Consider the following 22,178-nt stretch of genomic DNA (forward strand, 5'->3'; position numbering starts at 1 on the left):
GGGGGCGGGGGAGGACCCGGCGGGGCGGGGGGGGCGCGGGGCGGGGGGGGGTGGGGCGGCGGCGAGGACGGCTCGGAGCCGCCCCGGGGCCGGAAGCTGATCACGTTGCTGGAGTCGTCGTCCATGTCTTCTCCTTGACGGACAGTCACCGGATGGGGCATCCTCGCGCGCACACGCGCCCGAGCGCACGCGCGCCCGCATTACGCGAGGCGGAGGGTGCCCCACCGGTGATGATGATGAAGATGAACATCACGCCCTGTGGCGGTCCGCCCAGTTGCTGAGGGTCCGTGCCAGGTCGTGCAGCGCGCTCTCGTCGCCGTTCGCCGCCCGCTGCTTGGCGATCCGCCGGGCCTCGTCGAACCACAACTCGGCGACGCCCAGGGCGCCGCGCTCGGCCATCTGCTGCTGGCGCTGCTGGGCGTGGCGGCGCTGGTTGTACTCCCGGCGCTGAGCACCGGTCAGCGGAACCTGCTCGGCCATCAGGCACCCCGCTGCCACAGGTCGCCGATGCCCCGCACCGGCTCGGTGCGCGGCGGGCCGGCGGGCGCGGCCGGGGCCGGGGCCGCCGCCGGGCCGGACTTGTGCAGCGCCTTCACGTCCGCCCCGTCGGAGGCCCGGCCGCCCTTGCGCAGCGCCTTGGCCTCGGCCTTCGCGGCGCGCTGCTGGGGCAGCGCCGCCACCAGGGCGGCGTGCGCGGAGAACGCGTTGCGCAGCGACTCGGCGGCACGGGCCTGCTCGCGCGAGGCCTCGCGCAACTTCCGCACGTGCTTCTCGACGCGGCGGGCGCGCAGCAGGGCGGAGAGCCGGCCGTCGCCCTCGATGTGCTCGGAGCGCAGCAGGGTGGACAGCGCGGCGAGCGCGGTGTCGTACTCGTCGGCGTCGGCGGTGTGCTCCTGCTGGCGCGAGAGCGTCCAGGCCGTCACCGCGGACAGGGAAGCGAAAAGCCGGTGGTACTGGTCGATGCGGTTCGCGGCGGCGGACTGGTCCATGGCTGACTCCTGGGGTGCGCGGGGGAAACGGGTGCTGACCAGGGCGGTTCGCTCGTCCCGGTCGAGATCGACTGCTTGCTGTGCTTCCGGCAGTCGCAGCGAGGGCCGCCCGCCGGAATCTCCCGGGGACGGCCCTCACTGGTGGTGCCGGACGCCTGCTACTGCTGCGGGCCGTAGCCGACCGCGATCAGCTCGGCCGCCTCCTTGCGCCGCTCGGACGCGGTGGACTCGGCCAGGCCGAGCAGGGAGGAGACCTCCTCCAACGGCATCGCCTCCGCGTCACCGCCGTACTGACCGAGGATCACCCGGGCCAGACGGCGCGCCGCCCGCTCCCGCACGCCCAACTTCGCCTCGTCCTCCAACTCGACCGCGCGCAGCTCGATCAGAGCGGCCTGTTCGCGCAGCTCAGCGGCCCGCTGCTCGGTCTCGGCGGCGCGCTGGAGGGCGGCGGCCTGACCGACCTTGGCCATCGCCTCGGCCGCCTTGGCCTCCTCGGCCTTGCGGTTGGCCTCGGCCTCGGCGGCCGCCGCCTGGGCGGCCTTGCGCTTGGCTTCGGCCGCCTTCTCGGCCGTTTCGGCGGCGCGCTGCTCGACTTCGGCGGCCTGCTCGACCACTTCGGCGGCACGCTTGCGAGCCTCGGCGGCCTGCTCGGCGGCGGCGGCCTTGCGGGCCTCGGCCTCCGCCGCCCCCGCGCTCTGAACCGCCGCGACCTCCGCCGCCACCGTGGCGGCGGCCGCCTGCTCGGCGGCGTCCGTCGCGGCCCTGGCGGCGATGGCGGCCTGCGCGGTGGAGGACGTCACCTCGTGCTCGGCCGCCTCCACCTCGCCGCTGCGCCGCAGCGCCGCGATCCGGGCCTGGGTCGCCCGCTCGGCCTTCCGCTCCTCGGCCGCCTCCAGGGCGGCCTGGCGGGCGTCCTCGATCGCCTGCTCGCGCTCGATCTCCTGCTGAGGCTGCATCAGGGCCTGCTCGACGGTGAGGCCGTGACGGGCCATCGTCAGCGGCAGCCGCAGGTCGTGCGGCGCCTTGCGGACGCTGCCCCACTTGCGCTTGAGCATCGCCCGGTAGACCACCCGGCGCTGCTCGATCTCAGCGGCCTCGACGTAGGAGGCGATCGCCCAGAGCTGCATCCGCCGCCACAGCCGGAACGTCGGCAACGGGGCGAGCAGCCAGCGCTTGAGCGGCACACCGCTGTGGCCGGCCTCGATCGCGGCCGCGCGCATCACCAGCCAGCGGGCCGCCTCGGTCACGGCCACGAACAAGCACGGCATCACCGCGTGCATCCCGGCCGCCAGCGGGTCGGCCGTGATGCTGACCTGGCCCGACGAGGCGTTGAACCAGATCGTCAGCAGGGTCAGGCCGTGGGCGAGCGGGCGCAGGACCGGCCAACTCTGGCCCCGCCGCGCCTGGTAGAGGTCGGCGGCCAGGGCGACGACGATCCCCGCGTCCACGCCGATCGGGAAGAACCGGGAGAAGTCGTCGCCGAAGCCTTTCGTCTTGGCGAGGGCGTACACGGCGTTGTAGGACCCGGCGAAGCCGATCCCGGCGACCGCCGCGGCGCCCAGGCCGAGGACGACCAGGAGTACGACGTCGACCCCCGAAAGGGTCCGACGGGCGGCCGCCGGAGCGGTCACCGAAGCGGCGGCCGGAGCCGCCGAAGCGGGCGGGGCGGCGACCGAAGCGGGCGCGGCCGACGCCGAAACAAGCAGAGTCGGGAGCGGGGCGGCAGGGGTGCCGGCCTCGCGCAGGGGCAGCGCGGCGGTGGCCACGGGGCGTCCTCCTGAGGGGTCGGGGGGAGTGAGAAGCAGTGCTGCCGAACCGGGACCGCCCGCCGCCGAAGCGCGGCGAGCGGTCACCGAAGCGGCGGCCGGAGCCGCCGAAGCGGGCCGGGAGGGGCGGTCAGCGCCGGGCGTAACGGCGGCGCCGGACGGCGCGGGCGATCAGCAGGACGGTGCCGAAGATCAGGCACAGCACGCCGTAGCCGATGGCCAGGCGGTCGCCGCGGGCGACGCCGACGACCACGCACGCCACGCCGCCGAGGAACACGAGCAGGAGCAGCAGGCGGTCGCTCATCGCGCTCACCGGCCGGAGCGGACGCGGCGCAGCGCCTCGTCCATGTCCGGGTCGCTGTCGCCGGGGGCGGCGGGGGCGGGGTCGCTGGTACGGTCGTTCATCGGTCCTCCAGTTGATGTGGTCGGCCAAGCGAACGGCCCCCCGGGTCCAGGCGTCGGTAGCGCCTCCGGGGGGCCGTCGTGCGTGCTGTTCAGGAGCAGGGACGGGAAGCGGTGCGGCGGGCCCTACTTCGAGGGCTGCGGCGCGGGCGGGGCAGGCGGCGCGGGCGGGGTGGTGGGGGTGGTGACGGGAGTACCGCCGGCGAAGGCGCGGGGGGCCGCGATGTCGGTGCGGGTCACTTCGATCCTCCGGGGGTGATGGCCTTGAGGGCCTCGGCGGCGGCGTGGGCGGTGGCCTTCGCGGCGGCAGCGGCGGCCTTGGCGGCGAGCAGCTTGAGCAGGGCTTCGGAAGCCATCGCGGTCACACGGCCGTGGGGAGGATGCGGAGGGCGGCGACGGCGGCGGAGGCGGTGGCCGGGAGCGGCCGGAGGACGGTGATCGCGGCGGGCGGCTCGTCGGCGAGGTCGTCCAGGTCGGTGACGACCTCGCGGATCGCCTCGGTGCTGGCGACCGCGCGGGCGCGGACGGCGCGGACCTGGTCGCGCAGCAGGACGAGCAGCCCGTCCAGGCCGCGGTGGTCCTCGGGGTAGAGGCCGGCGGCGACGTCGTCCCAGACGGCCTCGGCCAGGTCCTCGTCGAGGTCGGTCGCGGCCGGGCTGATCGCGGCGAGCTGCTCGGCGGCGGCGGCGCGCACCTGCGCGGCGTACCGGTCGTACAGCGCGTCGAGGTCCGTCATGATGGTGTCCACGGTCGTGTCCTCTCGTCTTCTACGGGTGGGTGGTGCGCGACCGACGAGGCCCCGGGGCTGCAATCCCCGGGGCCTCTCGCGTGTGCTGGCTGGTCGTACGAGCAGCCACGGCCGCCGCCCCCCCCCCGGGTGGGGGGGGGGGGGCGGGGGGGGGGGGGGGGGGGGGGCCCGCCCCCCCCCGGCCGCCCCCCCCCCCGGGGGGGGGGGGGGGGCGGCGGCCGTGGTCGATCGTGCGGAAGTGGTGCGGAGTCAGGCCGCCCGGGCGGGCGGCTCGGTCGGGACGTGGCAGCTGCGGATCGGCGCGAGCGCGCCGGCCAGCGGCTCGGCGCGCAGCCGGTCCGCCTCCCGCACGGCGCGCTCCGTCTCGCGCCAGGCGCGGCGGCGGGCCGCGAGGTCGGCCGACGTCGGCTCGGCCGCTGCGGGCCGCCCCTGCGCCAGGTGCACCACCGCGCGGGCCTCGGCGGGCAGCGGCTTGTAGTGCTGGCGCGCGGAGCGGCGGGTCTCCGCGGACAGCGCCTCGGCCCGCTCGCGGCGCAGCCCGGCCTGCCACTGCGCCACCGTGACGTCCAGGACGACCTGGCGAGTCCCGCCGGGGCAGCGCTCCCCGGAACCGTCGATCCCGTCGCGCTCGTGCCCGATCACCCGCAGGTCGCTGTCGCCGACGATCCGGCGCCAGGTGCCGCACACCCGGCACACCATCGCCAGCTGCAGGCCGGACAGGATGCTGAGGTCGGACGGGCTGATCGTGCTGAGCAGGAGCGGGGCGCGGCCGTAGGTGCGGCGGGTGCGGGTACGGGACATCGGGACCTCCCAGGCGAGGGCGAAGGGGCGGGGAGCGGGAGCTGCTGCGCACTCCGCCCGCCAGGCCCGGCCAATGGCCGGTGTCCTGACGGACAGGCAGCGCAGCACGCTGCTCGAAGATCGTTCGGTAGTGCTATGTAGGCGTCCGACACCGGGGGAGCTAGAGCATCAACCCCGCCGCCACCGCCCGAAGACGGGTGACACCGCTGTTTCGCTACGCGCCCAGAGCTGACACTTAGTCAACCCCGGTCGGTAATCCCGGGATTACTGGGCGACAAGGACGACAATGACAGGCAGGGTCGAGACTGTCAACAATCCCGGCCACGCGATGTTTTCCCGGGACTACGGTTGATGTAGTCCCGGGACTATGCTTCACTGGCGACCGACTGAGAGGAGGGTGACACGATGCAGAAGGTGCCCAAGTGGCAGGCGCTAGCGGACGATCTCGCCGCGAAGATCCGAGAGGGCGTGTACCGCCCGGGGGACTCCCTGCCCCTGATCCGTGAGCAGGTAGCTGCGGGGATGGGCTCGAAGACCACCGTTCAGGCGGCCTATAGCGCCCTGGAGAGCGAGGGCCTCGTGACTACGACACGGGGGCACGGCACCAGCGTGCGCCGTCGGCCCCCGCGCCTGGTCAGGCGTCACCAGGACCGGTACGCCTGGGAGAAGAGGCGAGCACTGCTCGATAGCACGACGCGCCGGGAGTCCGGGGTGGTCGAGCACGACACCGGACTCGCGCACGAAGAGATCGAGTGCCACGCCGCGTTCAACACCGTCCAGGCCGACGACGACCTGGCCGGTCGCTTCGGGGTGGACGTGGGCACGCTGCTGCTGCACCGCCACTACTGGCACAGCACGCCGGGATCGCCGACCGCGATGTCGCTCATCGACTCGTACCTGGTGCACGCGGTGGCTGCCCGGAATCCGGCGCTGCTGGACAGCAAGCGGGAGCCGTGGCCCGGCGGTACCCAGCACCAGCTCCGGACCGTGGGCATCGAGATCGACGTGATCGAGGACGGTATCCGTACACGGCTCGCCACCCCGGAGGAGTCGCGGCACCTGGCCATCCCCTCCGCCAGCCCGGTGCTCATCCTCGACAAGACCTCGATCTCCACCGAGGGCGAAGTGGTGGAGTACTCCCACGTCATCCTTCCCGGCGACCGCACCGAGTTCAGGTACTCGGTACAGCTCGAAAGGTGGACCCAGTGAAGGGCCTCGTCTCGATCGTCACTCCGGTCCACGCCGCAGCGCTGCGCTACCTGCCGACCGCCTACGAGTCGCTGGCCGCGCAGATCCTGCCCGACGGCTGGGACTGGGAGTGGCTGATCCAGGTCGACGGAGGTGACGGCAGCGAGGTACCCGCCGGCCTCCGCACCGATCTGCGGGTGAAGCCCGGCGGCTCCCGCACGGGCGGCCCTGGCGTCGCCCGCACCATGGCTTGGGGACGTAGCAGCGGCACCCTGGTCAAGGTCCTCGACGCGGACGACGTCCTCACGCCGGGAGCGCTCGGCCGCGACATCGACGTCCTGGAGCAACATCCTGACGTCGGCTGGACCGTCTCCCGAGTCCTCGATCTGATGCCCGACGGCACGCTGCGGCACTACACCCTCGGCGACCCGGACGGCGGCCGCATGACCCGCGGGGCCCTCTTCGACTACTGGTCCACGTCGCATCGGCCGCAGGTACACCCCGCCACCCTGTGTGTCCGGGCGGACCTCCTCGCCCTGGCCGGGGGATGGATGGCTCTGCCGGCCTCCGAGGACACCGCATTGCTGATGGCCCTCGATGTCCTCAGCAACGGCTACTTCATCGAGGAGACCGGGCTGCACTACCGCAAGCACCCTGAGCAGACCACCGCCCACGCCTCTCACACGAAGGGCCAGGAGTGGGAGGCACGCATGGGTGCCATTCGGAAGCACACCGAAGCGCTGAGGCGGTAGCAAGCTCTGCGGCCCGCCCCGTCTCGGGTCGGGCCGCAGAAGCGGGCCGGAGCCGTTCGGCCACAGGGCGTAGTCTCTCCACCACACACCCAAGATCAGGTCAGCAAAGCAAGAAGCCCCTCATCCGTTTGGTGTCCGTAGTTTGCCGCTACGGACTGGATTCGGGGCTCTAGCTCGACCTCACTACTGGTCTACGGCCGAGTGTACCCAGGGCGTTCCCTGGCAGACACCGGTACCGGGCCGGAAAGGCTCGAACATGCGCTTCCGCAGCACCCGGACGGGCGGTTTCTCGCCCGTCTGTCCACAGGCCGGGTACGGGACGGTCGGTCCCGTGACGACCACCCTGCCGCGCCGCGCCGCGCACCACCGCACCGTCCAGGCCGGGCTCCTCCTGACGGGCTGCGCCGGCTACCAGGCGACGCAGGCCGCCGAGGCGTCGCTGGGCGGTGACGCGTGAGCGGGTCCGCTCCGTCGTTCGGCGATACCGCGTTTCTCCGAGGGTGGGAGGCACCCGAGGAGGTGCTGCTCCAGCGGGCAGTCATCGAGACGGCCGGGCTCCAGCCGGAGGACCTCGGGGTCCTGGCCGCGCTTCTGCTGATGAACCCGGGCCAGCCGGCTGATGCGAAGACGCTGGCGGCGGGGCTGCGGACGATGGGCTGGAAGATGAGCCTGGACCGGTTCGAAGTGATCGCCAAGCGGCTCACGAAGGCTGGCCATCTGAGGCGCGAGTCCGTCTACGACCAGAAGACGAAGCGCCCGAAGTGGGTCATCTACGTCTACCGCAACCCGGCCAACAACCGTCCCTACGTCGCCGAGGGCATCGAGGCATCGTCGCAGGTCAGGGACGAAATCGGAGAAAACCCGAGTTCGGAGCCCGGGGCGTCCGGCGGACTCGGGGAAAACCCGATTTCGCCTGGTCAGAGCGAAATCGGGGAAAACCCGAGCTCGGGGAAAACCCGAGGCCGGAACGGGCACGTTTCCGCAGGTCAGAGCCGAAATGGAGTTTTCCCCGAGTCCGCTTCCAACCCCCCACACCCCCCGGGGGAGGTAGGAACTACCTCCTCCCCCTCCCCTCACGGGCGCCACTCGCGTGGCGCGGCGGCTGCGCCGGGGAAGGACGGTGCTGCCGGGCCGACTGGTGCCGACTCCGTCCCTGCTGCTGTCGAGCTGCCGCCGGTCGACCCGGAGCGGCTCCTGGCCGCCCTCAACTTCCTGATGCGCCTGCCCGGCAAGTGGGCGGTGGGCCGGCTGAAGGCTCGCGGCCTGGCGCCGGAGCTGGTGCGTGCCTGCGAGGAGACCGGCTGGGAGCTCGACCTGTCGCTGCGGGCCTGGCTGACCCGGGCCGAGGAGGGCAAGGCCGCTCCGCGCGTTCACAGCACGGTGCTGGAGTTTCGGATCAAGAATTTGGAGCTGCGCGAGGCCGTGTTCGCGAGCGAGGAGAGCGCCGAGAACGAGCGGGCCGCCGCCCTTCCCGCCCAGCCCCGCGGGCAGGAGCGGCCCCGGACGCCGGAGTGGTGCGGCAAGTGCAACGACGGCCAGGAGCCGCTGAGCCTGATGATGCGCACCATCGCCGACCCGGACATCGAGAGCGACCGGATCATGCCCTGCCCGGACTGCCACCCTTCGCAGGCGCGGTTCGCGCGCTGAAGTACCCCGCAACGCAGCACGGCGGCCGGGAGCCCCTGAGAAAGGCCCGGCCGCCGCAGACCCCAGCTAGGAGCCTGATCATGACTATCCCTCACCAGCACGCCGATCTCAACGACGCCCCCGACGACCTCGACGTCCCCGAGGACCCGTACGACAACCAGGAGCCCGGTCCGCGCAAGCGTTCCCGCGCCGGCAGGTCCGGCCGCGACCGGGACGGGCAGGTGGGCGGCATCGAGATGGTCCCGCCGCACGACCTGGCCGCGGAGAAGGCCACCCTGGGCGGGATGCTCCTGTCCAAGGACGCCATCGGCGACGTGATCGGCGTGCTCCAGCCCGGCGACTACTACCGGCCCGCCCACCAGCTCATCCACGACGCGATCCTGGCCATTTTCGCCAAGGGCGAGCCGGCCGACGCCATCACCGTCGCCGGCGAGCTCACCCGCCGCGGCGAACTCCAGCGGGTCGGCGGCACCGACTACCTGCACGACTGCGCGAACGGCGCGGTGGGCGCCAGCGCCGAGTACTACGCCGACATCGTCCACGAGCGGGCCGTCTTCCGCCGCCTCAGCGAGTCCGGCACCCGCATCGCCGGCCTCGGCTTCGCCGGCAAGGGCGACGTGCACGAGGTCGTCGACGCCGCCCAGTCCGAGCTCTTCGGCGTCCTGGGACGCGACACCTCCACCGAGATCCGCCCGCTCGGCGCCACCGCCGAGTCCCTCGCCGACCGCATCGAGGCCCGCAAGCACACCAAAAACGGCCTCCAGGGCGTCTCCACCGGCTTCAAGGACCTGGACGCCGTCACCGGCGGCCTGCGCCCCGGACAGTTCGTCATCATCGCCGCCAGGCCCGCCATGGGAAAATCCACGCTCGCCGTGGACTTCGCCCGCACCTGCTCGATCGAGAACAAGATCCCCTCGGCGCTGTTCTCCCTGGAGATGAGCCGCGAGGAGATCGAGGAGCGGATCATGTCCGCCCACGCCCGCATCTCCCACCACCACATCAAGACCGGCGACATGACCGACGACGACTGGTCCCGCTTCTCCCGGTACTACACCGACTACGCCGAGGCCCCGCTGTTCATCGACGACAGCGAGCACCTGACCGTCATGGACGTCGCGGCCAAGGCCCGCCGGCTCAAGCAGCAGCACGGCATCGGCCTGATCGTCATCGACTACATCCAGCTGATGAAGTCCGGCACCCGCAGTCCCGAGAGCCGCCAGCAGGAGGTCTCCGACATCTCCCGCAGCCTGAAGCTCCTCGCCAAGCAGCTCAAGGTGCCCGTGGTCGGCCTCTCCCAGCTCAACCGCGGACCCGAGCAGCGCACCGACAAAAAGCCCCTGGTCTCCGACCTGCGCGAGTCCGGCTCGCTGGAGCAGGACGCCGACATCGTCATCCTGCTGCACCGCGAGGACGCCTACGAAAAAGCCTCCGCCCGCTCCGGCGAAGCCGACCTGATCGTCGCCAAGCATCGGGGCGGCCCCACCTGCACCATCACCGTCGCCTTCCAGGGCCACTACTCCCGGTTCGTCGACATGACCCGCGACGTCACCTGACCGACCTCCCGGGGCCACCGGGCGGTCGATGACCGCCCGACGGAGGTCAATAGGAAGGCCCCTGCGCCGTTCTGACGGCCGATCACCGCCTGTCCGGACTGGGCGGGCGGTGATCGCCGCGAACGGGCGCTCACGGGCCCTGTGGGGCCGCGCCCAGTGTTTCGGTTTGTGACGGAGCACCGCAGTTTGCGAGTGATCGTTTAGAACCCGCTGGTCAGGGCCAAGGCGGTGCACCGCACTTTGCGAGGTTGGAGCACGACATCTTGCGAGTGCTGGCTGCGGAACGGCCCCGCAGCGGCAGTAAAAGCCCAGGTCAGGTGATCATCCTGGGCGACTCGCAAACTACCGTGCACCACTCGCAATCTACGGTGCTCCATCACACGGTTCCGGGATACGCCCGATCGAGCTAGTTACATCCAAAAGTGCGATCCGCGAGTGACTTTCGCGCTAGGCTGGGGTTGGAAAGGGGAGGTGCTGACTGATGACCGACGACTTGTTCGGGGCGATCGACGCGCTGCTGGAGCGGCCGGTGCCCGTCGACGACCTGCCGGTGCCCGTCGAGCGGGAGCGGCTGCGCCGGGCCGGTGAGTTCACGCAGGAGGAGCTGGCGAAGGCGCTGGGCACGCGCCGGGAATCGATCGTGCGCTGGGAGGCCGGGACGACGGAGCCGCGGCCGCCGAAGCGCGCCGCCTACATCCGGTTCCTCGGCTCCCTGGCGCTGCGCCACGGCACGGTCGAGCCCTCCGACTGGCTGCGCCTGGCCCAGGCCGCGGGCCTCGTGCCCGCCGCCCGGGTTCCGTCGGCCGCCCCGGCCGCCCCGGCCGCCCCGGCCGCGCCGGCCGCGCCGGTGTCGGCGGCGTTCGGCGGTGACACGGCGGACCAGGCGGTGGTCGAGCTCGACCGCGCCGCGTCCGGGGAGCTGCTGAGTGCGGAGCCCGAGCCGTGTGTGCGGTGCGGCCGCCCGACCCCGTACCGCTCCGGCGGCCGCCCGGTGCACATGGGCGGCTGGTGCGCTGCCGCCCCGGCCCCTGCGGCCGTGCGGGAGGAGCCGGCCCCGGTCGTGGAACGGCACACCCGGGTGGAGCCGGCCGGGCCGTCGCAGGCCGCGCTGGAGGCGCTCGCCCGCCACCCGAACGTCGCTGTTGTCCCGATCGCCCCCGGGGCCGGTCCAGCGGCCGTGCCGTCGTCGCGTCCGGCCGCTGCGTCCTCGCGGGCGCGGAAGCCCGCGGCGAAGAAGGCGGCCGCGAAGAAGGCGGCCGCGAAGAAGGCGGCTGCCGAGGCGGGCCCGGCGGACTGGGAGCAGGCCGCGCAGGCGCGGTTCCCGGCCGGGCCGTTGGCGGTGGTGGACGTCGCTCCGTCCGGCAGGGCGCTGGTGGCGTATCTCGCCGACGGCACCCAGGCGCAGACCGCGCCGACAGGGCGTACGCTCGCCGGCCTGGTGGTGTGGGCGCTCGGGGCGGGGCTCGGCTCGCCGCGCCTGAACCGCAACGGCAAGGACGGCGACGCCCTGGTCGTCGTCACCGACGCGGCGCTCGCGGAGCTCGGCCTGCCGCCGCTCGGGCGGGACGAGAAGAAGGAGTTTGTTCCCCGGCTCGGCCAGCTCCCGAAGTCTCACAAGGCCGTGAAGCAGCTGGAGAAGGCGGGGTGGCTGCTCACCCAGCGCGGTCTGGGGCCGTGGGCGCGGATCTACCGCACTCCGGAGGACGGCAAGCGGGTCTGCGTGCAGCTGTGCATCCCCGCCTGGGGAGCGCTCGGCTCCGGCGGCTGGACCATCCCGGCCGGCCTCGACGCCCCGGGCCTGGCCCGCGTCCTCGGCACCTACGCCACCCGTGTCCTGACCCCGCGCGGCTCCACCGCCGTCTCCGGCCTCGACCTCGTCACCGCGCTGCGCCCGCCCACCAGGGCGGTGCGCACCGAGGCGGGCTGGACGTCCGGGCCGGTGGAGGGCTCCCGCCCGAAGACCGCCTTCGACCCGGCGCCGCCGGAGGTGCCGGAGATGCACCCGCTCGCCCAAGGGCGGGAGCCGGGCGGCGCGCTGGTCACCGAGGCGTGGGACTGGCACCGCCCCCTCACCGACGCCGAGCAGGCGGCGCCGTTCGCGGTGGGCCTGGACGTCAACATGGCGTTCCTCGCGGCCGCCGGCCGCCTCACCCTGCCGCTGTCCGGCCCGGTCCACGAGCTCCACCCGGTCTTCGACAAGAAGATCCCCGGGAGCTGGCTGGCCGATCTGTCCGGCATCGACACCGACCCGCTGCTGCCCAGCCCGTTCACCGCGGACGGCACCCGCCCGGCCGCCGGGCCGGCCTGGTACTCCACCGCGAAGCTCGCCTACGCCGTCGAGCTCGGCGCGGACGTCCGCCCGCTGGAGGCCTGGCTGCGCCACGAGTCCGGCCCGTACCTCGACCCCTGGCACAAGCACCTGCGCGCCGCGTACATGGACACGATGGCCGCCCTCGGCGTCCCCGCCGACCTCGCCGACACCGACCCGGTCGCGTTCCTCGACGCCATGGCCGGCCTCAAGACCACCGGCGACCCGGCCGAGCTCGCCGTCCTCACCGCGATCAAGCAGACCGCCAAGGGCACCATCGGCAAGATGCGCGAACGCCCCCGCGGCCTCGACTACCAATACGGCGAGCGCTGGGCCGCCCTGGACCGCCCGACCTGGGACCCGCTCATGCGCGCCCTGATCATCGACACCGCCACCGTCAACCTCCACCGCAAGCTCCGCAAGATGGCCGCCGACACCGGCCTGTACGCCGTCGCGGTGCTCTCCGACTGCGCGGTGTTCGCCTCGCCCGGGCCCGGCGCCCTCGACGTCCTCACCACGTCCGACGGCACCCTCACCACCTCGCTGCGCCTGGGCGTCAGCCCCGGCCTGGTGAAGTTCGAGGGCTCCCGGCCGATGGCCGAGGTCGCCGAGCTGCTCGCCGGCGGCGCGAACCCGGCCCGGCACATCAAGACCGGCGGCCAGGTGTCCGCCGACGAGTAGCCGGCCCCGGGCCGGGCCCGCACCGCGCGGACCCGGCCCCGCACCGCACGACCTGTCAGCAGCGGCCGCCGACCGGCGGCCGGACCAAGGGGAGCACCCGATGGAGCACGACCCGCGCGCCGAGCAGCTCGCCGCCGCGTACTGGCGCAACACCAAGTGGGGCTCGGCCGCCTGGAACCGCCTGAGGCCGGAGGTCCGGGCCGACCTGACCGCCCAGGCCGACGCCTGGCTGCGCGCCGCGGCCGACGCGGGCGTCGCGGTGCCGGCCGCCGCGCCGAGCGAGGACCACACCGCTGTGTGGCTGGACGAGACGGGCGGCGTGTGGAACGACGTCCCGACCAGCGGCGGCGGCGACCTGGTGCTGCCCCTGGTCCACGCCCGCGAGGAAGCGGCCTCGCGCCGCGACCTGGAGGACCGCGGCCACCGCCTGACCCTGATCGGCTGGACCCTGTGACACCGCCCGCCCGGCACCGGCCGGGCGGGCCCCACCACAACGAACCACGACGAACCACGACGACGACGAGGAAGGACAGCCCCATGGGGGAGATCGACGAGGGCCTGGAGCGGGCCGAACGCACCAAGCCGATCCCGCAGTCCGTTCCCGCCCGGATGCGGTTCCTGCTCAAGGGCGCCAAGGGCTCCACCAGGGCCCTGGCCGCCGACCTCGGCGTCTCCCAGCGGACCGTGCAGCGCTGGCTCAAGGGCCAGGGCACCCCGAAGCCCGCCGCCGCGAAGGCCATCGAGGCCAAGGTCCGCACCGCCTGGCAGCCGCGCGTGAAGCAGCGCGTCCGCAGGGCGGCCGAGGCCAACGGCTTCATGCTGACCCTCAGCGGAACGATCGGCTACACGTCCGGCCGCAACACCACCGACGACCCCCGGCCGCGCATCATCACCCAGAAGATGCCCGGCACGGTCGCCCGCCGCCTGTACGAGGCCCGCGACGCCGGAGCCGGCCAGGCCGAGCAGGAGCGGATCCTCGCCGAGGCCCTGCGCGACGAGTACTTCAAGGCCGGCGGAACCCGCGCCGACAGCCTCGACGAGGTCGAGCTGAACGACATCGCATGGATGGACCTCCGGCCCGGGCTGTAGGCCGCCGGGCGGCGGCCGACGCCGCCGCCCGGGCCGGGCCGGGCCGGGCCGGGACAACGGGCTGGGACATGGCTGTCCCAGCCCGTTTCCGCGACGTCCGGCCGCGACGTTCAGCGACTTTCCCGAAACCCCTTGTGATCACTGTACGCAGGGGCGTACATTTCTTTCTGTACGCACCTGCGTACAGTGATTGGAGGGAGGAACCCGTGCTCACACTCACCGACCACCCCGACGGCGGCTGGCTGATCCACTGCGCATCCGAGACGGACGACCCGGAGGGCTGGCTCGCCAAGGCCCGCGGCACCGGACACCTGGAGAACATGCTCGCCGCGCTCGGCGACCCCATGCGTCCCACCCAGGTGACGGCGTCCGGCACCGAGGCCGAGGCGCAGCTCAAGGCGGTCTCCTGGTTCATCGAGCAGCTCGCCCGCCGCCAGGACGCGCTGCTGGTCGCGCTCAAGGACAGCGGCACGTCCTGGTCGGAGCTGGCGCGCCTGGTCGACCCGGAGGAGAGCGACCCGATGTCCAAGCGCAGCGCGATGCAGCGCAAGTACGAGACCGGCCGCCGCCGCGCGGGCCTGCGCTGATGCCCGCCGCCCCGGTCCTGGGCCCCGTTCCCGACGGCGCCCTCGTGCTGCTGGTAGGCCCTCCCGCCGCCGGGAAGTCCACCCTGCTGCGCGACGTCGCCGCCCACCGGATCGTCTCCCTGGACCGGCTGCGCGCCGCCGTCTCCCGCCCGGGCGACCAGGACGCCACCGCCGACGCCCTCGTGCTTCAGCAGCAGATCCTCGCCATGCGGCTGCGCCGCGGCGAGACGACCTACGTCGACAACTGCTCGCTCCTGCCGGAGCACCGCGCACCGCTGCTGGACCTGGCCCGCCGCTACGGGCGGCCCACGGTCGCGGTCCTGATCGACGCGCCCGTCGACCAGCTGCTGCTGCGCAACGGCCGGCGCTCCGGACCGGAGCGCGTTCCCGAGCGGTACCTGCTCGACGCGCACCGCCTCGCCGCCGACGCCCGCGCCCAGCTCGCCGCCGAGCGGATCGACGAGATCCGCCACTACACCTGATGCCCCGACACGAACAGCCGGGGCGGCCGTCATCCCGCGAAGAAAGCCGGCCGCCCCGTCGACCCCGCCAGACAGCAAACCGACCGGGAGGTCACCCCTATGTTCCCGCACTCCGCCGCCGTCTTCGTCGCGGCCTTCCTGCTGCTGCTCGTCAGCCACTACATCGGCGACTACCTGATCCAGACGGACCACATGGTCGAGCACAAGGCCGACGCCGGCCGGGACGGCTGGCGGGCCAACGGCCGGCACGTCCTGGGCCACCTCGGCGCGATGATCGGCCTGTTCGCCGTCGCCGACCTCGCGCTGGGCCTCACCACCCCAATCTGGCCCACCGCCGCCGCCATCGCGTGGGTGGCCGGCACCCACGGCATCATCGACCGCCGCCGGATCATCGCCTGGTGGATGACCCACACCGGCAGCACCGGGTTCCTGGAGCGCGGCGGCGCGCCGCTGGTCGACCAGGCCGCCCACATCGTCGTCGGCCTGTTCCCCGCCGCCGTCCTGATCGGAGCGGCCGCGTGAACCACCACCCCGACAACGCCGCACTCGCGGCCCTGACGGCCGCTCACGGCCCCGCCCTGGCCCGCCTGCTGGGCGCCCAGGCGGCCGACGTCACCCCCGCGCTGTTCGCCGCGTTCGTCTTCGAGGCGGTCGAGATGCTGCACCGGGCCGACCGCCACGGCGAGGCCGAGGCCCTGGAGGACGTCCTCGCCCTCCTGACCGACGCCGCACTGGAGCCCGGCACCGACCGCGCCCGCACCCTCCTGGAGGCCGCCGATCACGCCCTGCACAGGGACCTGCCCGCCATCCTCACCACCACCGACCGCGCCGCGAAGGAGACCACCACCGTGTTCGAGACCGAGACCCCCGACGAGTTCGCGGCCGACTACCCGACCCCCGACCAGGCGAAGGCCGACCTGCACGCCCACGAGGCGCGCCTGGCCGACATCGAGGCCGGCGGCTGCCCGATCGACGATCCGATGGGCCGCTTCGGCTGGCTGTCCGTGCGCAAGGCGATCCTCGGCGACATGTCCGATGCGGCCTGGGCGCTGGTCCACGCCTGGGACGAGTACGGCGACGGGCCCGCCGCCGACGCGGTGGAGGAACTGGCCGAGCACTACCTGGCCCAGTACGGCCAGGCCGACCGCACCCTGGAAGCCGCCCGGAACGAGCTGACCGGCCGCCGCGCCGACCGCTGACCCACCGACAGCGAGGGCCCCGCCGACCACCGGCGGGGCCCTCTCCGCGTTCGCGGACGGCCGCTCAGTCGCCCCGGTTGGCCCGGACCGCGGCCGCCAGGGCGTCACTCAGGACGTCCAGCTCCAGTGGGCAGTAGCCGACCACCGAGCCCGGCATTGAGGCGGCCAACGCGCACACCGCCACCACCGCCAGGCGCTCGGCGGCGGTCAGTTCGGGCAGCGTCCGCCGGTCGTCGTCGTGGTAGGCCGGGCCGATCACCATCGACGCGAGCAGCCAGGAACGGTGCAGGCTGTCCAGCGCCTCCCCGTCCCCGCCCGGCACGACCGCCGCCCCAGTGGCCTCCTCGACCGCCTCCGCAGCATTGAGCAGCGCCTGGGCGTGGGCGTGCTCCGGCTGCCGCTCGGCCAGCGTGCGCATCCACCGGGCGGCCTCCTGCCCGGCCTCACGGACTTGCCGCAGGGCCCGTTCCTCCTCCTCGTCCAAGGTGTACGGGGCGGGCTGGAACGGGCCGGTGATGGCTACATAGGAGAGAGAGTCCATACCCGTCCAACCCCGCCCGGGCCGCCCAGGTTACGGCCGACCGGACGGGCCGCGCCGCCCCGGCGACCCGGCCCCATCCCCTCCCAAAACCGCGACGTTGAAGTGAAGTACATTTCCAAACAGGATCTTCCTGCAATTCCACTCCGAACCACCCGCGCAGGAATATGCCCAAACCGGCCGCCCGGCCGTGAATTCACCTCCCACCAGGTGCCGTTTCCACAGGCGTTCCCGGTCGTTACTCACGGCATGGTTGTGACGATGAATCTGCGGTGGGTCCGGTGCGCGCTGTGCGCGGAGACGACCGCCTACGTCCTCGACGGCGACCCGGTGGAGGAACTGCTGGCCGCCGGTCGCGGCCACGCCGTCCAGCACCACCCAGGGCAGACGCCCGACGACGTCCTCGACGTCCTGGCCGAGACGGTGCGCCTGCCCCACCCGGTGCCCACCGGCCAGGAACGCCAGTGGCTGGCCACCCACAACGAGGAATGCCTGCCCGGCATCCCCGCCGCCGGGGCGTGACGGCCCGGCGCCGCTCCCGCCCCGGGCGGGCCGCGATGGAAGGACGCCGGGCAGCCGGAGGGACGGAGAGCGGACGTGAACGACAGCGGCAGGCACGGCGGCCGACGGATCCAGGCGTCCGTCGCCGCCCTCGCCGAGGAACAGAACTGCGCGCCGCGCGCCCACCAGGAGCGCGCCGGCACCTGGCTGGTCTCCTGGCTGGACGGCCTCCCAGTCGCCACGGTCACCGCCCGCCTGCTCGCCGACGTCCCCGGCCTGGCCGCCGACCGGCTGCGCTGCACCCGCGAGTACAGCGCCCACGCCGTCGTCCTGGGCGCGCTGCGCGCGGCGGCGGCCCGGCCGGCCGACGCTGCGGCGAACGGCTCCAGGCTCATCGAGCAGGCGTGGGCCGCGCTGTCCGACGTCGCCGATCCGTGGACCGGCGCCACCGCGCAGGAGCGGGCGCTCGTGAAGGAGCTGCTCGCCGGCGACGGCGGCCAGACGGATGTGGACGCCGCACTGGCCGCTCTGGCGCGCCGCGGAGTGCGGCACGTTGCGCAGCCGGTGCAGCACGCGCAGCGCGAAGCGCGGCACCCAGTGCAGCAGCCGGACACGGTGCAGCGGGCGGTGCCCGCCGCCCGTCGGGCCGCGCCGTCCCACCCCGCGCCTACGATGACGATCATGGGAACTGACGCGCGAGGCATCGAAGAGGAAACGGGCGGGTCGGACGGGCCGGGCTGCAAGGTGTGCGGCACGCCGATCCGCGGCGACGGCCCCGGGCAGCGCCCCGCCTACTGCGGCCGGGCCTGCTCCTCCAAGGCGTACCGCGCCCGCACCAAGGACAAGCAGGCCGCCGCGCTGACCGCCACCAACCTTGATGACTCGCGCGAGCCACTGGACAGCGAGGCGACGCAGCAGATCGCCGCCCTCGGCGCGCTCGTCGACCGCGCCGCCCGCGGCCTCGCGGAGACCCTCGACAAGGGGGTCGGTACGGACATCAGCCCGATCACCGCCCGGATGCTGCTGCGCCTGCCCCTGTCCGGCCTGGAGCGTGCGGCGGAGGAGCTGCTGGCCCGCGCGCGCACCGCCGTGCGGCAGGCGCAGGCCGACTACGAGCGGGAACTCGATGCCTCCCGGGAGGCACCAAGCCCGACTGCCCGGACGCCCGTCCAAGGGGCGGAGCGGGCGCCGGCCGAAGCGGTCAGCCCGCCCGCCCGGGCCGCCGCGGCGGTCGTTCCGCCCCGACCCCTTGATGCCTCCCGCGACGCATCAAGGGGAGAGCGTGATGCCTCCCGCGACGCATCACGCCCGGAACTCCATGCCTCCCGCAACGCATCACCGGAACGGGTCGAAGCCTCCCGCGACGCATCACCCGCGCCCGCGCCGACCGCGCCCGACGCGCAGCCGGACCCGCTCGATCTGCTGCCGCCCGACCGGCGCGGCCTGGGCCCCACCGCTTACTCCAGCGTGCTGCCGGAGATCGGCCCCGGCTGGGAGGTCCGCGGCTGGACCGGCCGCGACCACCTGTGCCTAGTCGTCCGCGACGACCGGGCCGTCGGCTGGGCCGAGGACCGCCTCGGCGGCGCCGACGGCTGGGTGGCCTTCGTCGGCCTCGGCGACCCGCCCGTCTACCTGGTCGACGCCCAGGACCGTCCCGTCCGGCACGCCACCGCCCGCAGCGCCGCCCGGAGCGTCTCCCTGGCGCTCCGCCAGAACCCGGACCTCGACCCGGCCTGAGTCCGGCCGGCACCGAACCCACCGGCCGCCCGGTCCCCACCCGGCGCGGACACAGGTGGAACAGCGGACACAGGTGGAACAGGTGCCGGACACAGGTGGAGACAAGTGGAGACAGGTGGAGACAAGTGGAGACAGGTGGGGCGACAGCCGTACACAGGTGTCCGCTTTGCCCCGGTCTATCTGTGTCATCTGTGTCATGGGAGGCCCGTTTCCCCAGGTGAGGGCGTTTCGCGCGCCACCTGTCTCCATCTGCCTCCACCTGTCTCCGGCAGCCGCTGGAGGAGCGGTCCGTCTCAACGGACTTTGACCGGTGGCGGGTTGTTCCACCGGGCCGAGGTGTACGAGGTTCCAGGGGTGATTCCGACCGGAACGCCGTCCCGGACCGGTCCGCGGAGGCTACCGTCGAGCCCACAGGACCCGGCCCAACGCCGGGGCCGGCCGATGGAGGACCGCCTCGTGACCACCCGCCCGTTCCCCGCCGACCAGATCACCGCCGAGGTCGAGGGCGCCCGAGCCTTCGCCGCGTCGGTGGAAGGCCTGATCACGACGTACCGCCAGGAAGGCCACGAAGGCACCGCCGCCGTCGCACTGCTCACCGCGCTGCACACCGCGCTGGTGGAGTTCGCCGACGCCCCCACCGACCTGGCGGTGCGCGCCGAAGCGGAGCGGCTGAGCGCGCAGTTCGTCGCCCTGACCGGCCAGACGGCCGCGCAGGGCTGAGTGACCCGTCTCAACGAACTCTGACGAGTCCCCGGAGCAACCTCTCCCGGCCCGGCCGCTTCCGATGCTGGTTCCGACGGCACTTCCGATGGTGCTTCCGATGACGGTCCCCCCTCCCCGGCCGCCATCGCCGCATCCGCCCAGGCCACAGGCCCCGCCGGGCCGCCCGGAAATTCCGACATCCCTCTGTGGGCCCTGTGCTGCGGTGGTGGCTGGTGGTGGAGCCGGTCGGGATCGGCCGCGCTGCGCGGGCTGTTCTTCGGCGCCTGCGGCCGGCCGGACGGCGACGGCCAGGCCGTTGAGCATCCGGGCCCGGCGGCCCGCCGGACGCAGGTCCTGACGTGGGTCCTCGCGCACTGGTCTGTGCCCTCTCCTGCTGTGTGGTGGGTGGTCGTGGTGGTGAACGGGATCGGCGGCGCGGCGCTGCTCTTCGGCGCCTGCGGCCGGCCGGACGGCGGCGGCCGGGCCCGCCCCGCATCTTGTGGAGCGCCTTGTGGAACGCCTTGTGGGGCACCTCTCCGGTTCCCTTGCGGGGTGTCTTGTGGGCACCCAGCCCTGCGGCCTGACCTGGTATCACCGCAGCTCAAGGCACCTGACCGGGGCTCGGAAAACTCCGGCAACCCCTTCTCCTTTGTCTTTTGGTCTTGCGTCTTGGTCGGTTGGCGGTTCGGGGTTCGCGCCTGCGGCGGGCTGTCGGCCTCTGGTTGCGCCCCCGGAACGGGTGGCGGTGGACCGGCCAGGCCGGACGACGGCTAGGGCCGCCGACTCTCGTACGGGGTCTCGCTGGAGGTCTCGTTCGGGGTTCAGCGCCTCGACCTGCCCCCGGCCGTTCCCGCAGGCCAGGCCCGGACCCGCCTCAACTCACCGGCCCGACTTACCCCTGTGCGCCTGGTCCTGGTCGTGATGGGTGGTGGTGGGCGGGGTGGGCGCGGTCGGCCCGGGGCGGGGCCGCTCACCGGCGCTCGGCCTCTCCTTCGCGCCCGCCTGGCGGCGGCCGCCGCGATCGAGCAGGGGGCGGGCGGCGCAGCCGGAGGCCGGCCCCGGCGGGTCCTGACGTAGGTCCTGGCCTGAGTCCTGCCCCAGGTCCTGACGCAGGTCCTGACGCAGGTCCTGACGCCGGACCCCCAGGTCCAGCGGACGGCTGGCATACGGCCAGTTCAGAGCCCCATCCAAGGGGCCCGGAAATTCCGACATCCCTGTCTCTGGCCCCTCTTCCTGCTGTGGTGGGTGGGCGGTGGTGCCGGACGGGATCGGCGGCGCTGCGCTGGCCCTCCCCAGCGGCCCGGCCGGGCCGGAGCACGACGACGACCAGGCCGCCGAACACCCGCACCCGCGGTCTCGTTCAGCTGCTCGTTTGGCTGCTCGCTTAGGTGCTCGTCTAGCTGCTCGTTTGGCTGCTCGTTTGGCTGCTCGTTTAGGGTTCCGCACCTCGACCTGCCATCTGGCTGTTCCCGCAGGTCAGGCCCAGGATTCGGGCCCTCTCACCGGGCCGACTTACCTCTGTGCGCCTGGTCCTGGTGGTGAGTGGGTGGCGGGCGGGTTGGGCGCGGTCGGTCCAGGGGCGGGGTCACTCACCGGCGCTCGGCCTCTTCTCCCGCGTCCGCCTGGCCGCGGCCGCCGCGATCGGTTCGGGGCGGCCGAGCCCGGCGGGGTCGGTGACCGGGCAGGGCCCGCTTCGTTGGTCCCGGGGCAGGACCGCCCCGGCTCAGCCCGGCGGGCCGCCACCGTGTGCCGCGCCCGGACGACCGGCCCCACCCGGTACCGTGCCCGGAAGCGGATTGCGGTGGCGGCCCGGCCGCCCGACCCCTGTCACGACCCCCTGTAGCGACCCCGCCGAGAAGGGCGCGACAGGGGGTGCTGCTATGCCCTGTGACCAGCGCAAACACCCCCCAACCCCCGCCCCTCGGCGCATCGCGACAGCACCACCGGCACAGCCGCTCCCCACACCCGCCGCCGAGAGGGCTCCGGATGAGGAAGCCGGCCCGCCCGCCGACCCGGCCGCAGCCGACCAGCAGGCCCCGAAAGAGCACCCCAACGGGAATTCGAAAGAGAACCTGAAAGGGAACCGAATCCCTGGAATCCACACAGGCCATTCGGCGGGATGATCTGACACCGGGTTTCTGATACACGGGCCGACCCGAATTCTACGGGAAAGCAGGCCGATTATCCGGCCCATTTCCGATCGGTCCGGAGCGGCCCATTTCCCCAAGAGGGAGGCCACATCCGGCGGGATCGACTGACACGCAGAAGTGAAGCAAGGCCAGAAGGACCCGGCCACCTGGTCCACCGCGACCACCCCCGGATCGCTCCACCGGCACCCTCGCGGCTGCCCGCCCGCCCCCTCGACCCCGCCCGCCACCGACTCGCGCCCGCGCACCGCGCCAGCCACCCCACTCCCAGTCAGCCCGGCCGAAGGCCGACCCCCCGTCAGCCACAAGACCAGCTCAACCGCCTGATCCAGCCTCAGCCATCCCGGGCCGCCGGAGCGAA

The 22,178-nt window shown here is 73.5% G+C and carries 22 protein-coding genes; 15 read left to right on the forward strand and 7 right to left on the reverse strand.

Annotation, left to right across the window (positions count from 1 at the left end; translation table 11 throughout):
* Positions 1-249 precede the first annotated feature (249 nt).
* From ACIHEI_RS36585 to ACIHEI_RS36610, 6 genes are all read right to left on the reverse strand, one after another.
* Positions 250-480, reverse strand: coding sequence for a hypothetical protein (locus ACIHEI_RS36585; protein ID WP_396609858.1), 231 nt, complete (start codon positions 478-480; stop codon positions 250-252).
* Positions 480-989, reverse strand: a complete 510-nt coding sequence (locus ACIHEI_RS36590) for a hypothetical protein (protein ID WP_396609859.1) — start codon at positions 987-989, stop codon at positions 480-482. The genes ACIHEI_RS36585 and ACIHEI_RS36590 overlap by 1 nt, the downstream gene beginning before the upstream one ends.
* A 158-nt stretch (positions 990-1,147) precedes the next feature.
* On the reverse strand, positions 1,148-2,755 hold the full coding sequence (locus tag ACIHEI_RS36595; RefSeq protein ID WP_396609860.1) for a DUF2637 domain-containing protein: 1,608 nt from the start codon (positions 2,753-2,755) through the stop codon (positions 1,148-1,150).
* Between the two features lie 130 nt (positions 2,756-2,885).
* Positions 2,886-3,059, reverse strand: coding sequence for a hypothetical protein (locus ACIHEI_RS36600; RefSeq protein WP_396609861.1), 174 nt, complete (start codon positions 3,057-3,059; stop codon positions 2,886-2,888).
* A gap of 459 nt (positions 3,060-3,518) precedes the next feature.
* Positions 3,519-3,905 carry a hypothetical protein gene (locus ACIHEI_RS36605; RefSeq protein WP_396609862.1) on the reverse strand — a complete coding sequence of 129 codons (387 nt, stop codon included), beginning with the start codon at positions 3,903-3,905 and terminating at the stop codon, positions 3,519-3,521.
* A 249-nt stretch (positions 3,906-4,154) separates the two neighbouring features.
* A complete protein-coding gene (locus ACIHEI_RS36610) occupies positions 4,155-4,706 on the reverse strand; it encodes a hypothetical protein (protein WP_396609863.1) in 552 nt (183 codons plus the stop codon).
* A 405-nt stretch (positions 4,707-5,111) separates the two neighbouring features.
* On the opposite strand from ACIHEI_RS36610, the gene ACIHEI_RS36615 reads away from it, so the two are divergent.
* The 12 genes from ACIHEI_RS36615 to ACIHEI_RS36670 all read left to right on the forward strand — a co-directional run bounded on the left by ACIHEI_RS36615 (position 5,112) and on the right by ACIHEI_RS36670 (position 16,192).
* Positions 5,112-5,915, forward strand: a complete 804-nt coding sequence (locus ACIHEI_RS36615; RefSeq protein ID WP_396609864.1) for a GntR family transcriptional regulator — start codon at positions 5,112-5,114, stop codon at positions 5,913-5,915.
* Entirely contained in the window at positions 5,912-6,646 is a 735-nt protein-coding gene (locus tag ACIHEI_RS36620) for a glycosyltransferase family 2 protein (RefSeq protein ID WP_396609865.1), read from the forward strand. The genes ACIHEI_RS36615 and ACIHEI_RS36620 overlap by 4 nt, the downstream gene beginning before the upstream one ends.
* A 331-nt stretch (positions 6,647-6,977) precedes the next feature.
* Positions 6,978-7,103 carry a hypothetical protein gene (locus ACIHEI_RS36625; RefSeq protein ID WP_396609866.1) on the forward strand — a complete coding sequence of 42 codons (126 nt, stop codon included), beginning with the start codon at positions 6,978-6,980 and terminating at the stop codon, positions 7,101-7,103.
* 62 nt (positions 7,104-7,165) lie between these two features.
* Complete coding sequence (locus tag ACIHEI_RS36630) at positions 7,166-8,293, forward strand: hypothetical protein (protein ID WP_396609867.1); 1,128 nt, start codon at positions 7,166-7,168, stop codon at positions 8,291-8,293.
* Between the two features lie 80 nt (positions 8,294-8,373).
* Positions 8,374-9,846, forward strand: coding sequence for a replicative DNA helicase (gene dnaB, locus ACIHEI_RS36635; protein WP_396609868.1), 1,473 nt, complete (start codon positions 8,374-8,376; stop codon positions 9,844-9,846).
* A 481-nt stretch (positions 9,847-10,327) separates the two neighbouring features.
* A complete protein-coding gene (tap, locus tag ACIHEI_RS36640; RefSeq protein ID WP_396609869.1) occupies positions 10,328-12,835 on the forward strand; it encodes a telomere-associated protein Tap in 2,508 nt (835 codons plus the stop codon).
* 100 nt (positions 12,836-12,935) lie between these two features.
* Positions 12,936-13,289, forward strand: a complete 354-nt coding sequence (locus ACIHEI_RS36645) for a hypothetical protein (protein ID WP_396609870.1) — start codon at positions 12,936-12,938, stop codon at positions 13,287-13,289.
* An 83-nt stretch (positions 13,290-13,372) separates the two neighbouring features.
* Positions 13,373-13,924, forward strand: a complete 552-nt coding sequence (gene tpg, locus ACIHEI_RS36650; RefSeq protein ID WP_396609871.1) for a telomere-protecting terminal protein Tpg — start codon at positions 13,373-13,375, stop codon at positions 13,922-13,924.
* Positions 13,925-14,130: 206 nt separating this feature from the next.
* Entirely contained in the window at positions 14,131-14,511 is a 381-nt protein-coding gene (locus ACIHEI_RS36655) for a hypothetical protein (protein WP_396609872.1), read from the forward strand.
* Entirely contained in the window at positions 14,511-14,993 is a 483-nt protein-coding gene (locus tag ACIHEI_RS36660; protein ID WP_396609873.1) for an AAA family ATPase, read from the forward strand. Before ACIHEI_RS36655 ends, ACIHEI_RS36660 begins: the two co-directional genes overlap by 1 nt.
* Positions 14,994-15,092: 99 nt before the next feature.
* On the forward strand, positions 15,093-15,515 hold the full coding sequence (locus tag ACIHEI_RS36665) for a DUF3307 domain-containing protein (RefSeq protein ID WP_396609874.1): 423 nt from the start codon (positions 15,093-15,095) through the stop codon (positions 15,513-15,515).
* Positions 15,512-16,192 (forward strand): hypothetical protein, encoded by a 681-nt coding sequence (locus ACIHEI_RS36670; RefSeq protein WP_396609875.1) that lies wholly within the window; start codon positions 15,512-15,514, stop codon positions 16,190-16,192. Before ACIHEI_RS36665 ends, ACIHEI_RS36670 begins: the two co-directional genes overlap by 4 nt.
* A gap of 64 nt (positions 16,193-16,256) precedes the next feature.
* On the opposite strand, the gene ACIHEI_RS36675 is transcribed toward ACIHEI_RS36670, so the two are convergent.
* Positions 16,257-16,733, reverse strand: a complete 477-nt coding sequence (locus ACIHEI_RS36675; protein ID WP_396609876.1) for a hypothetical protein — start codon at positions 16,731-16,733, stop codon at positions 16,257-16,259.
* A gap of 258 nt (positions 16,734-16,991) precedes the next feature.
* Here ACIHEI_RS36675 and ACIHEI_RS36680 point away from each other — a divergent pair, with 258 nt between their 5' ends.
* The 3 genes from ACIHEI_RS36680 (at position 16,992) to ACIHEI_RS36690 (ending at position 19,688) form a co-directional block, all read left to right on the forward strand.
* Complete coding sequence (locus ACIHEI_RS36680) at positions 16,992-17,252, forward strand: hypothetical protein (protein ID WP_396609877.1); 261 nt, start codon at positions 16,992-16,994, stop codon at positions 17,250-17,252.
* 75 nt (positions 17,253-17,327) lie between these two features.
* Complete coding sequence (locus ACIHEI_RS36685; protein WP_396609878.1) at positions 17,328-18,968, forward strand: hypothetical protein; 1,641 nt, start codon at positions 17,328-17,330, stop codon at positions 18,966-18,968.
* Between the two features lie 456 nt (positions 18,969-19,424).
* The gene (locus tag ACIHEI_RS36690; RefSeq protein ID WP_396609879.1) at positions 19,425-19,688 is read left to right on the forward strand and encodes a hypothetical protein; all 264 of its coding nucleotides are present in this window, start codon (positions 19,425-19,427) and stop codon (positions 19,686-19,688) included.
* The last annotated feature ends 2,490 nt before the right edge of the window (positions 19,689-22,178 follow it).

The organism is Kitasatospora sp. NPDC051984 (assembly GCF_044593455.1).
GTDB lineage: Bacteria > Actinomycetota > Actinomycetes > Streptomycetales > Streptomycetaceae > Kitasatospora.